The sequence below is a fragment of the Nocardioides sp. YIM B13467 genome (assembly GCF_042788075.1).
GTDB lineage: Bacteria > Actinomycetota > Actinomycetes > Propionibacteriales > Nocardioidaceae > Nocardioides.
Genome location: NZ_JBHZPJ010000046.1, coordinates 1,241,512 through 1,253,694 on the forward strand (window position 1 = coordinate 1,241,512; position 12,183 = coordinate 1,253,694).

Annotated in this window: 10 protein-coding genes; 3 read left to right on the plus strand and 7 right to left on the minus strand. The window is 71.2% G+C overall.

Annotation, left to right across the window (positions count from 1 at the left end; translation table 11 throughout):
* Positions 1 to 25: 25 nt before the first annotated feature.
* Positions 26 to 1,195 carry an NAD(P)/FAD-dependent oxidoreductase gene (locus ACFX43_RS13175; protein WP_378822075.1) on the plus strand — a complete coding sequence of 390 codons (1,170 nt, stop codon included), beginning with the start codon at positions 26 to 28 and terminating at the stop codon, positions 1,193 to 1,195.
* A 4-nt stretch (positions 1,196 to 1,199) separates the two neighbouring features.
* Here ACFX43_RS13175 and ACFX43_RS13180 read toward each other — a convergent pair whose 3' ends face one another.
* The 7 genes from ACFX43_RS13180 to sigJ all read right to left on the minus strand — a co-directional run bounded on the left by ACFX43_RS13180 (position 1,200) and on the right by sigJ (position 10,990).
* A complete protein-coding gene (locus ACFX43_RS13180) occupies positions 1,200 to 5,567 on the minus strand; it encodes a S8 family serine peptidase (RefSeq protein ID WP_378822076.1) in 4,368 nt (1,455 codons plus the stop codon).
* Between the two features lie 165 nt (positions 5,568 to 5,732).
* Entirely contained in the window at positions 5,733 to 6,737 is a 1,005-nt protein-coding gene (locus ACFX43_RS13185; RefSeq protein WP_378822077.1) for a LuxR C-terminal-related transcriptional regulator, read from the minus strand.
* A gap of 278 nt (positions 6,738 to 7,015) precedes the next feature.
* Positions 7,016 to 7,780: a D-Ala-D-Ala carboxypeptidase family metallohydrolase gene (locus ACFX43_RS13190; RefSeq protein ID WP_378822078.1), complete on the minus strand. Its 765-nt coding sequence runs from the start codon at positions 7,778 to 7,780 to the stop codon at positions 7,016 to 7,018.
* Between the two features lie 66 nt (positions 7,781 to 7,846).
* Positions 7,847 to 8,437, minus strand: coding sequence for a class I SAM-dependent methyltransferase (locus tag ACFX43_RS13195; protein ID WP_378822079.1), 591 nt, complete (start codon positions 8,435 to 8,437; stop codon positions 7,847 to 7,849).
* Between the two features lie 119 nt (positions 8,438 to 8,556).
* Entirely contained in the window at positions 8,557 to 9,213 is a 657-nt protein-coding gene (locus ACFX43_RS13200; protein ID WP_160026421.1) for a VOC family protein, read from the minus strand.
* An 88-nt stretch (positions 9,214 to 9,301) separates the two neighbouring features.
* Positions 9,302 to 10,063: a hypothetical protein gene (locus ACFX43_RS13205; RefSeq protein WP_378822080.1), complete on the minus strand. Its 762-nt coding sequence runs from the start codon at positions 10,061 to 10,063 to the stop codon at positions 9,302 to 9,304.
* A gap of 36 nt (positions 10,064 to 10,099) precedes the next feature.
* Positions 10,100 to 10,990: an RNA polymerase sigma factor SigJ gene (gene sigJ, locus ACFX43_RS13210; protein WP_378822081.1), complete on the minus strand. Its 891-nt coding sequence runs from the start codon at positions 10,988 to 10,990 to the stop codon at positions 10,100 to 10,102.
* A 134-nt stretch (positions 10,991 to 11,124) separates the two neighbouring features.
* Here sigJ and ACFX43_RS13215 point away from each other — a divergent pair, with 134 nt between their 5' ends.
* Both ACFX43_RS13215 and ACFX43_RS13220 read left to right on the plus strand, forming a co-directional pair.
* On the plus strand, positions 11,125 to 11,715 hold the full coding sequence (locus tag ACFX43_RS13215) for an NADPH-dependent FMN reductase (protein ID WP_378822082.1): 591 nt from the start codon (positions 11,125 to 11,127) through the stop codon (positions 11,713 to 11,715).
* A complete protein-coding gene (locus tag ACFX43_RS13220) occupies positions 11,712 to 12,143 on the plus strand; it encodes a YybH family protein (protein WP_378822083.1) in 432 nt (143 codons plus the stop codon). Before ACFX43_RS13215 ends, ACFX43_RS13220 begins: the two co-directional genes overlap by 4 nt.
* Positions 12,144 to 12,183 lie beyond the last annotated feature (40 nt).

The following is a 12,183-nucleotide window of genomic DNA, read 5'->3' on the forward strand; positions in this document are numbered from 1 at the left end:
ACCGTTTCCGAGCGACGATGGCGTCATGGGAACTGAGGACACCGGGGAGATCGTCGTCATCGGTGCTGGTCTCGCAGCGGTCAGCGCCATCGAAACCCTTCGTGACGAGGGGTACGCCGGGCGCCTGACCCTGGTCGGGAAGGAACCGGAGCTGCCCTACGAGCGACCGCAGCTCTCCAAGGACTTCCTCTCCGGCGCCAAGGAGTTCAAGCTCTCCCACGACGAGGCGTGGTACGCCGAGAAGGACGTCACCGTCCTCACCGGCACCACCGCGACCACCCTGAACCTGGACAGCGGGACCGTCACCCTCGACAACGGCGACGAGCTGTCCTTCGGCGCCCTGCTCCTGGCGACCGGCGCCGAGCCGAAGACGCCGCCGATCCCCGGCATCGAGCACGCGACGACCCTCCGCACCGTCGAGGACGCCCGCCGCCTCAAGGCCGCGATCGAGCCCGGCACCCGGGTCATCACGGTCGGCGGCGGCTGGATCGGCCTCGAGGTCGCGGCGTCGGTGACCGCGCTCGGTGGGAAGGCCGTCGTGCTCGAGGCGGCCGCGCAGCCGCTGCTCAACGTCCTCGGCCCGGTGCTCGCCGAGCACGTCGCCGACCTCCACGTCCGCCATGGCGTTGAGGTCCACACCGGGACGACCGTCGAGGCGATCGAGCCGGGAGTCGTACGCACCAGCGAAGGCGAGATCCCCGCCGACATCGTCCTCGTCGCCGTCGGTGCGGCACCGGCCACGGCGCTGGCCGCGGACGCCGGCCTCGAGGTGGGTGACGGCATCGTGGTCGACGAGGGGCTGCGTACGTCTGATCCGAGGGTCTTCGCCGCAGGCGACGCCGCGCTCGCGAAGCACACCGTGCACGGCCCGCTGCGGGTAGAGCACTGGGACAACGCGATCCGGCAGGGCCGGCTGGCGGCCCGGTCGATGCTGGGCAAGGGCGGCGCCTACGACTGGCAGCCCTACTTCTTCACCGACCAGTTCGAGTTCTCGATGGAGTACGTCGGCCGCTCCGCGCCCGATGACGAGGTGCTGCTCCGTGGCGACACCGACGGTGACGAGTTCATCGCCTACTGGCGGCGCGGTGCGACCGTGACCGCCGGGATGAACGTCGGGATCTGGGACGTCAACGACAAGCTCCGCGAGCTGGTCGGGACCGATGCCGATCCCGACCAGCTCACCGAGTCACCCTGACGGCTCAGGGCCTCGCGCTCACCAATGCATCGGTCGCGGTGCGGATCACCCCGCCCCTGCTGGTGCCGGCGTACAGCCACTTGCCGTCCTGACTGACCGCGAGATCGCGGATGTCGAGCGCGGTGAGGCCACTCGAAGCAGGCTGCCACGTCTTCCCGTCGTCGGTGCTGACGAAGACTCCGGCCCCGGAGGCGAGCACCCCGTCGCGGACGAGATCGGTGCTCCCGGCAACCAGCACACGCATGGCCTTGCCCGGTCTGCCGTGGGAGTCGGCCGAGACCTCGACCGAGGCGACCGCACCGACTGCCGCGCGCAGGTTCGGGATCACCGACCTGCGGAACTTCTTCCCGCCGTCCGTGCTGACCAGCGCGCCGCCGTCCGTGCCCGCGACCACGACGCCCTTCTCGACGGACAGCGATCGGACGGGACCGTCGGCCACCTTCGTGAGCGTCGTGCCGAGGTCGTCCGACCGGTACAGCCCCTCGCTCGCGGCGATCCAGAGCCGCTCGGGCCGGGACGCATCGAACTCGACCGCGCGGACCGCGAGGTCGTACGGATGCGTGGTCCACGTGGCGAACCCGTCGGTCGAGACGAGGACACCGTGCTCGGGCTCGGCGCCGTAGGTCGTCGCGACGGTGCGGTCCTTCAGCGGCGACACCGCGATGTCTCCGACTTCGACCTGTGGGCCGACGCGGGCGTCGGTGCGGTCGAGCGAGCGGCGGATCAGCTGCGTGCCGAGGAAGCCGTCCTGGCGGATCCACCACACGTCGCGCGCGCCGGTCGGCGACTGCTCGACGTCCAGGGCCGTCAGGCCGATCCAGCCCTCGTCGCCCGTCAGGCCCCAGTCGAGCGAGCGGCCGGTACCGAGATCGCCCTGCCGGCGCTCCTTGATCCCTTCTGCGTCGCCCGTGCGCAGCACGGGCTCCTCCGCGGCATCGGTGCCGACCGCCAGGCTCCACGTGTTGCCGCCCGCCAGCGGGTACCTCGTCCAGGTGTCGCGGTCCTCACCCCAGACGCCGGCGCTCGTGGTCACCACGAGCCCGTCCCCGCCCTGCCATGAGTCGACGTCGCGTACGTCGCGCGTCCCCTCGGGCAGTGCGACCGGTTTCGCGGTCGCGCCGTGGTCGGTGCTGGCGTACACGCGGTCGAAGAAGCGCAGGTAGGTGGTGCCGCCGGCCACCGACAGGCCGAGCGAGTAGGCGTCGGGCACCGGCTGCGACGACTCCCAGGTGGCGCCGGCGTCGGAGGACCGCAGCACGGTCGCATCCTCGATGCCCCGCACGGTCGCGATCACCGTGTCGCCCGCGACCGCCACGTCGGAGAGCGAGCCGATGCTGCTCTCCGGCGCCACGACCTGCGTGACGGTGCCGCGTGCCTGACCGGTCAGATCGACCCGCCACACTCCGTCGAACGTCTGCACGTACGCCCGTCCGTCGGCCACTGCCAGGTGCTCGACCGATTCCGTCCAGGCGGTGGGCACGACGTCCCAGGTCCGGCCGTGGTCGTGGCTGAACCGCAGCCCCGCGGCGGTCACGACGGCGACCGTGGAGCGGTCGGCGCCCAAGGCGTGGATCTGCTCGTCGGGCAGCGACTGCACATCCCAGCTCTTCCCGCCGTCCGCGCTGTGCAGCAGGCGGCCCTGGTACGTCGCGTCGAGCACGTCACGCCCGGCCATGCCGTTCACCGCGAGCCAGAACCCGCCGGGCACGGCCGGGTCTGCCGCCGGAAGGCCCACGCCCGCCGCGACGGGCATCGAGCGCACCCGCGTCCAGGTCTCGCCGCCGTCGCTCGTCCAGAACGGGCTGATGCCGTCCTGGACGACGTGGATCGCCGTGCCGGCACGATCCGGCGAGGTCACCGTGAGCCCGCCGGTGAAGATCGGGCCCACCTGCTCCCAGTCGCCACGCTTGTCGGTCCCGAGCGACACGAGCGACCCGGTCCCGCCGAGTCGCCGTCCCTCGGCCGTGGTGCCGGTCGCGTCGATCCGGTGGACGCCTGCCTCCCGCACCTCGAGGTCGGCGGCGTACCAACCGGGCCGGCCGGCCTGCGGCGACAGCGTCACGGTCGTGCGCCGGCCAGAGGGAGCCACGACGTCAGCGACCGGACGGTCCAGTGCCGCGGGGGCCCGCACGACGACGCGCGTGGCGTTGTCGGCGACATCCGGTGTCGCTCGTACGACGAGCGGGCGCACCAGCAGGGCGTACGGCACGCGTACGCTCGCGGCACCCTTACCGGTACCGGTGGCGACGAGCTCGCCCGACACCTCGCCGGACTGGTTGCGGTGTTCGGGCATGAGGGTGAGCTTCACCTCGGCCCGGGCGCCCGGCTTGAGAGTGAGCGACCTGGCCGACAGGTCGATGCGGCCGTCGCTGGCCTCGGACGACTCGGCGCGCAGCTTCAGCCTCTGCGTCGTCCTGCCCGAGTTGGTCAGGGTGACGGTGGCCGTGCGCGAGCGGACGTCGCCCACCGTGTCGGCAAGGCCCAGCGAGAGCGCGTCGGGCGAAGCGGTGACGTCCTGCTCCACCGCCCGGTCGACCGCGAGCGCTCCGGCGCCCTGTGTGAACGGGCTGACGTCGGCGTCGGTGCTGTCGAGCTCCCGTGCCGACCCGATCAGGCGGGCGCGGATCTGCAGGGCCGACTCGTCGGGGTGCGCCTGGCGTACCAGTGCCGCGGCACCCGCGACGTGCGGTGCCGCCATCGACGTGCCGGACAGCCGGTACGCGTTGCCCTCGATGCCCTGCCAGGCGGGGATGTCCGAGCGGATCTCGACGCCGGGGGCGACGATCTCGGGCTTGACGGTCGTGCCGGCCGGGCCGCGCGAGCTGAACGAGGCGATCAGGTCGGTGGCGTCCTTGCCTGTGATCGTCGCGGTGACCTCACCGTCGAGCACCGCCTGGCGGATGGTGCCGTAGTCGCCGCTGTAGAGCGACATCATCACGAGCGTCGTGCGGCGCTGGTCCCAGCCGGCCTGTGCCGCGAGATCGCCGCCGCTGCTGGCGTCGGTCTCGAAACCGCCCATCGGGGTGTCGATCGGTCCGTCGCCGGCGCCGGCCTCGGCGCCGGCCTCGGCGTTGGTGGGCTGGTAGACGAGCGCGCCGACGGCGCCGTGCTGCTCGGCGAGCTCGGAGAGGTACATGTCGTAGCCCGTGACGGCCTGCGCCGTCGGGCTCTGATAGACGACGACCGCGCCGGTCACGTCGCCGACGCGCTCGTAGTCCTCAGGAGTGCCGGAGCCCACGTCGATCACGCGCGCGGTGACGGGCTTCGGGCCGGGATTCGCGGACAGCGGGTAACGGTGCATCGATCCGGCCGGCACCGTGGCACCGCGGAGGGCGATCGACGGCGTACGGATGCCGGTGGTCGAGGCGCCGACCGCGATCACGTGGGGAGCGATCGCGGGCGAGCCGACGGTCTCCTCGTACGGGCCGGAGTTGCCCGCGGCGGCGACCACCACGGTGCCCGCCTCGACCGCGGCCGTCGCGGCGCGGGCGAGCGGGTCGTCGTCCTCCACCGGGCCGCCCAGGCTCATGTTGACGACGTCGGCGGGGTGCGCGCCGGTCGGGTCGACCGCGGCCTCGAAGCCGGCGAGGACGTCGGACATCATGCCCGAGCCGTTGGCGTCGAGCACTCGCCAGGCGGTGATCGACGCGTCGGGTGCCATACCAGTCGTCGTCTCGGCTCCCGTTCCGGCGACGATGCCGGCGACATGGGTGCCGTGGTAGTGCTCGTCCATCGGGTCGTCGTCATCGGAGACGAAGTCGTAGCCACCGACGACCTTGTGCCCCTCGCCGAAACCGCCGCCCAGGTCGGCGATCCCGTAGTCGACGCCCGTATCGATGACGGCCACGGTCATGCCCTCGCCGCGTAGCGCGGTGCCGTCGGCGTCCTTCTCCTCCCAGGCCGCGGGGGCGCCGGTGGACGGGACGGAGTCGACGGTCAGCGCATGCATCTGCACATCGCGGGTGACGTGCGCGACGCCGTCCGCGGCGGAGAGCTCGTCGAGGCTGCGCTCGGGCACCTCCGCGACGATCGCGTTAATCAGCCCCGTGACGCTCCGGCTCTCGCCGACCGGGATGCCGTCCGCCCGGAGACGGTCGACGGTCGCCTCTTGCTCGGTGGCGATGTCGCTCGCGGCCGCGCTGTAGGTGGCCGACAGTGCGTGCTGGGCGCCGATGTCGCCGGTCGCGGATCGCGACTCGGCGATCCGGTCGGCGCCGATGCGCTCTACGGCACCGGGACTGTCGAACTCGATGATGACGGCGATGGGCTCGCCGGTCTCGGCCGATGCGCTCAGGGGCACGAGGACCGAGCCGGCGAGCACCGCGGGCACCGCCAGTGCGACGGCGATGCCGCGACGGGGAGTGGGGGACATGGGTGACCTTCCGATGAACGTTCTGAGATCCGCGCATGACGGTTCAGCGCCCATGAAAGCGGCCCGGTGTTTCGTCCGCACGCGTGCGCGAGTCCGGCAGTGGCCAACTGGCCGCAGGCGGCCATCACGCACGTCGCGGGCCGTCAGGTCGACCCTCGGCGGCGGTCAGACCCAGCCTCGCCGGGATGCCTGTACCCCGGCCTGGAACCGGTTCGCGGCTCCGAGCCGCCGCAGGAGCAGCTGGCTGCGCCGGCGCACCGTCCGGGTCGAGACGTGCAGCTCGCGGGCGATCACCTCGTCCTTCGCTCCGGAAGCGAAGAACGCGAGCAGCGCTCGCTCCTCCGCCGTCGGGCCCCGCCGCTCGACCGGAACCGGGCCGCGCTGCACGGGCTCGTCGCGCGGCACGTCGGCGGCCTGCTCCCAATGCGCCTCGAACACCTCGCACAACAGCGCGACGAGCGGTTGGGAATCGGTGAGGATCGCCTCGGGCCGCAGGCCGTCGAGGCGCGTCGACACCAGCGCCGCTCGCCGGTCGGCGATCGCGAGCTTGACCGGCAGCTCGCTCGTGAGTCGCGCCTGCTCGCCTGCCTCGACGGCGCGGCGCACCTCGTCCCACGCGCCTGGCCGATCCAGCGCAGCCGAGGCGTAGACGGCCCGCCAGCGTACGCCGCGCGCGATGACCACGGGCTCGAGCGGGTTGAGCGGCGCGAGCACGTACGGCGGCCGGTCGAACGCCATGAACTCTTCGACCGCTTGGTGCTCCAGCCTGTTGTACGCCGCGCCCACGGCGTCGGCCCCCACCAGCACGCCGACGCTCGAGCCTGGGCGCTCCACCCCTCCACGATTCTCGTAGACCTCGGCCAGCAGCGGGATCGCGGCGCGGAGCCGGGTGAGGCCGTCCTCCGCGCGCTCCGCGACCGCGCGCAACGAGACCCGCGGGTCGACGGCGGCGAACCGACCGTCACCCGCCGACCGGTTGATGAGCCCGGCGGCGCGGAGCTCGCCCAGAGTGCGCGTGGCCTCGTCCAGGCTGATTCCCAGGGTGTGTGCGACCTGGTCGCCCTCGACGGCTCCGGCGGCGAGGACCACGCCATAGACCGCCTCGGCCTCCGCGTCCAGGCCGGCGATCGCGAGCCCTCCCTCGGCGGAGAGGCGAGGATGCGCGCTCACCGCCCCACCCGGATCGCGGGGCGGGCACGGCTGCCACGGAAGGGCGCGCCTGGCCGCGGCGCGGAGATGCGGAGTTCGAGCTGCACAGCTCAACGATGCCACGCCGCGCGATCGGAAGGGCGGTGCCCAGAATCGCCTGCTCTCCACGGCGCCGGCCTCGACACGGTGACGACCGACCTCGCCCTGACGAAGCTGAACCACAACCCACACGCCGAGTCGGCTCGTCATAACGAGCCGACTCGGCGGGGGTTTCGCTCAGCTTGAGCCGACTCGACGGGTCAGAAGCACTGCGAGGCGCTGTGGAAGACGCTCGACTGGATGCCGAGGTGGATGTGGTCGCTGTGGTCGGGGTAGCCCGGCCCGAGCACCTGCGGGAACGACTGGCGTGAGGCACGCGCGATGCCGCACATGGTCGTCGCGCTGCTGCCGGGCACGAGATCCATGGCCCGGCCGTAGAGGTGGTTGCTGTTGGAGGCGCCGCCGACGGCGTCGTTGCACGCCTTCGAGCGGTAGGCCGAGGTGACCCGCAGCGGGTTGTCGCCGAGCCGGTGCCGGATCGCCTCGGCGCGCCACATCGCCTGCATCAGGTTGGCCTTGACCTGCGTGATCGTCACTCCGGAGATCGGCGTCGGCCAGCCTCCGTAGCAGACGTCGTCGACCTCGCTCCAGGAGAAGTGGACCGGGGTGCAGTCGTCGTCTTGGAGTGCGTAGATCTTGTTGAACGTGTTGGACCCGGCGACGCCGTCGGCGGAGAGCCCGTAGGCGGCCTGGAAGTTGCGGACCGCGGTCGTCGTCGCCGGGCCGTAGGACCCGTCGATGGAGAAGATCGTGCCGGAGGCCGCCCATCCGGCGACCCGGATCTGCAGCTGGGTGACCGCGTTGCCGGACGACCCCTGCTGCAGGGTGCCGCTCCAGGTGTAGCAGGCGTCGGCGTGAGCCGGCGTGGCCGTGACGCTGACCGCGGCGAGGGAGGCCGCGACCGTGAGAAGGAGGGTGCCGATGACCGTGCCGAGCCGACGCCCGAGACGTGGGAATTGGTGCATGGTGAAACTCCTTTCCTTGGGGGGAGTCTCAATGGTCACGCTTTTTCCACGGCCGCGTGCGGTGATTCAGAAACGCTTCCACCAGAGGTTCACCGCGTAGTCGACATACGTCCCCTGGTGTTCTTCCAGGATCGCGGCCGCGGTGGCGGCGTCGAACTCGATGCGTACGACCGCCTCCAGGTCCGCGCGCGAGCCGAAGGACCAGTCCATGTCGACGGGGAGGCGCGTCCAGCCGTGCATGGACCAGAACCGCTCCTGCTCCTCGGGCGGCGGAACCTTCGGGTAGCCGCGGCGGAACCACGCGCCGAAGCTCGACCGGGAGCCGTCGTTGTCGATCACCATCGCCACGCCACCGCGGCGCATCACCCGGTCGAGCTCGCCGAGCCCCGGCTCCGAGCCCGGGCCGAAGAAGTAGGACCAGCGGGCGTGCATGACGTCGACCGACGCCGGCGGCAGCGGGAGCCGCTGGGCGATGCCGTTGTGGACGCTTACGTTCGCGAGTCGTTTCGTACGCCGCCGGGCCAACGTCACGAGGTCCGGATGGGGCTCGATGCCGGTGACGGTGCGGGCGGCCTCGGCGAACTTCGGCAGGTAGAACCCAGTGCCGCAGCCCAGGTCGAGGACGTCGCGTCCGGCCCACGGCGCGGTCTCGGCCATCGCGGCCCAGAGCCGGCCGTGCGGGTCGAGCGCACGGTTCTCGATCTCGTACGTCGCGGTGTGGTTCCAGATGTTGGGGGACGGGATCGCTCCCGTCGCCCCCGGCAGGTCGAGCCTGCTCAGATCCGGACCTCGCCGCGGGGCGTGACGAACTGCGCGGCCAGGAGACCGGGGGTGCCGTGCTCGGCGACCCAGTCGATGTGGACGTTCTCGGCGGGCTTGCCGGTCCAGGGATCGACACGTTCCTTCAGCTCGTCGCCGAGATAGTCCTTGACCCGCTCGGGGTCGCCGGAGATCTCCAGGCACGTGAGGGTGATGTCGGAACCGGCGTTGCCGGGGTGGAGGTCGGGGGTCTCCCACTTGATGAAGTAAGGCAGCTGCGGGTCGGCGATCAGGCCGTTGATGCCGATCTGCTGCCAGTGGAGCTCACGGCCGTCGGGGAGGTGACGGTTGCCGGGAACCGCCTTGCGGCCGAGCCGCTCCTCGATCGGGGTCATGTCGTCGACGCCGATCACGAAGCCGATCCAACCGCCACCGAGAGCGGAGCGGGCCTTGACGGCCTGCCCGAACGGGGCCTTGTCGCTGGCCGGGTGCTCGAGTGCCTCGACGACCTCGAGGTAGAGGCCGCCGCGCATCGGGAGGATGTAGTTGCGGGTGCCGAAGCGGGGGTGGACGCCGCCGTCGACGAACTCCTGGCCGAGCAGCTCACCGAGCTGCTTGGCGGTCTGTACCAAGCCATCGGGTCCTGCAGCGTACGAAACATGGTCCAGGCGCATGTAACGATTCTGAACTCTCGCTGAGAGAGAGACCAATCCAGGGTCACTATCTCTTGATGTCGAGATACACCCGGGGGTTCAGCACCGCTCAGCGCGGGCTGGCGGGATGGAGCGCCAGCGCGGACCTCGACCGGACGTGCGCCTCGCAGTGACGGACGAGCTCGGCGTACGCCGCCTTGCCCATCAGCTCGGTCAGCTCGGCCTGGTTGGTGAGGTAGACGGGCTCGACGGCGACGTGTGCCTCGGTGTTGCCGGAGCAGTACCAGTCCAGGTCGTGGCCGCCCGGACCCCAGCCGCGCCGGTCGTACTCGGTGATCGTCACCTCGGTGTAGGTCGTCCCGTCGGTCAGCTCGACATCGCGGAACGTACGCCGGATCGGCAGCTGCCAGCACACGTCCGGCTTCGTCTCGAAGTGCTCCCGGCCCTCGGCCGCGGCCAGGATGTGAAGCGCGCACCCCGATCCGCCGGCGAAGTCCGGCCGGTTGGCCAGGACGCACGACTCCTGCCCACGAAAATCCGTTACGCGGGTCTTTCGCTCACCTTCGTCGTCGAGCTCGACCCAGTCGTCGCTCTTCACCTCGCGCCCCGGGTGCTGCTCCCACAGATCCGGGGTCAACTTCCGGACGAACTCAGCCGTCCGGGACTCGTCGTCCTCGTCCGCGAAGTGCGCCCCCAGCGTGCAGCACCCCACGTCCGGCGAGCTCTTGAACATCCCCGGGCAGCCGTTGCCGAAGATGCAGGAGTACGCCGACGTCAACCAGGTCAGGTCGCAGCGCATCCGCTCGTCCGGGTCGTCGGGGTTCACGAACTCCACCCACGCACGCGGGAAATCCAGGGGTACCTCAGGCACCTGCCAAGCCTACGCGGTCGATCGACGTCCGACGGTTCACCGAGCGCTCCACGGACGCAGCTTCTCGGGGTTCCGGACGGCCCAGATGCGGGTGATGCGGCCGTCGGCGACGTCGAAGGCGTAGACGGAGACGGTGGCGCCGTCCAGCTCTCCGACCAGGCCGGGCTGGCCGTTGACCGTGCACTCGCGCAGAGTCACGGCCGGGCCGCGGGCGGCGATCTCCATCCAGGCGCCGGCGATCTGCTCGGCGCCGCTGATCGGTTCGAGGAAGGCCAGGGCCAGGCCGCCGCCGTCGGCGGTGGCGACCGCCTCGGGGTCGAGGAGCCCGACGAGGGCCTCGATGTCGCGCGTCTCCCAGGCCTGCTTGAAGCCCTGGACCAGGTCGGCGCGCTCGGTGGTGGACGGGTCCCGTGAGGTGTCGATGCGGCGGCGTGCGCTGGAGGCGAGCTGGCGGCATGCCGCCGGGGTGCGGCCGACGACGTCGGCGATCTCGGCGAACGTGTAGCGGAAGATGTCGTGCAGGACGAACGAGACCCGCTCGGCGGGGGTCATCGAGTCCAGCACCACCAGGAAGGCCATGCTGATCGACTCGTCGAGGGTGACCCGGTCGGCGGGGTCGGCCGGCGCAGATCCGGTGCCGTCGAGCCAGCCACCGGGCACCGGCTCCGGGATCCAGTCGCCCACATAGCGCTCCCGCCGGGCCCGCGCGGAGCCGAGCAGATCCAGGCAGATCCGGCTGGCGACCGTCGTCATCCAGGCGCCGGGCGAGGCGATCGCCTCCCGTTGCTGCTCGGACAGGGCGTACCAGCGGGTGTAGGTCTCCTGCGCCACGTCCTCGGCCTCGGCGAGCGAGCCGAGCAGGCGGTAGGCGAGGTTGATCAGCTGGCGGCGCTCGCTGATCACCTCGGCGAGTTGCGGGTCGGTCATGGCGGCTCCTTCGTCTGCAGGTCTACAACCGATCCGACGAAACAGCGACCCGATCTGTGAGACCGCCTGACATTCCGTACGTCTCCTTCGTCGGAGGGGCAGCACAGCCACCACGAAACACAAGGAGTCCGGAAATGATCAGCGTCGGCATCATCCTCGGCAGCACCCGCCCCAACCGCAACGGCCCACAGGTCGCCCGGTGGGTCCATGACCTGGCGTCGCGCCGCGAGGACGCGACCTTCGAGCTGATCGATCTGCTCGATCACCCGCTCCCGCATCTGGAGGAGCCCGTGCCGCCGATGTTCGGGCCGTCGGCCAACCAGCACACCCGCGACTGGGCCGCGCGGATCGCACCGTTCGACGGATTCGTGATCGTGACGCCGGAGTACAACGGCGGTATGCCCGGGGTCTTGAAGAACGCCATCGACCACGCCTGTGCGGAGTGGACGGACAAGGCGGTCGGCTTCGTCTCCTACGGAGTCAGCGGCGGCGCTCGGGCGGTCGCACAGCTGCGTACGGTCTGTGGGGCGCTGGGCATGGCCGACGTGAGCCGGCCGGTGGAGCTCTCGTTGTTCACCGACTTCGAGAACCACACCACCTTCGTGCCCGGGGAGCGGCACGCGGCCGCGCTGGCCACCATGCTGGATCAGGTCGTCTCGTGGAGCACCGCGCTCGCGCCGCTGCGCGAGGGCAGCCTGGTCGGGGCCGAGGCAGGTCGGTCATGAGTGCGCACGAGGAGGCCGCGATCCGGCTGCAGATCGAGAAGGTCGTCGAAGGCCTGCGGGCCAAGGACCTCGACACCCTGCGAGAGCCGTACGCAGCCGATGTCGTCTCCTTCGACGTCGAACCGCCGCTCCAGCACGTCGGGATCGAGGCGAAGCTCGCCAACTGGACGCGGGTCTTCGAGGTCTTCGAGACCGTTGACTACGAGCTGCGGGACCTGACGCTCAGCATCGGCGGCGACGTCGCGTTCGGGTACGCCTTCGGTCGGCTCAGCGGGACGATGAAGACCGGGGTCGCCACGGCCGGCATGTGGGTGCGGGTCACCTACGGTCTACGCAAGATCGACGGCACCTGGAGGATCGCCCACGACCAGGTGTCGGTGCCGTTGGACATCCTCAGCGGCACCGGGATGGTCGATCTCGAGCCCTGACCGGCGCCCACCTCGGCGATTCCGGGTGGCCGGGGTGGGC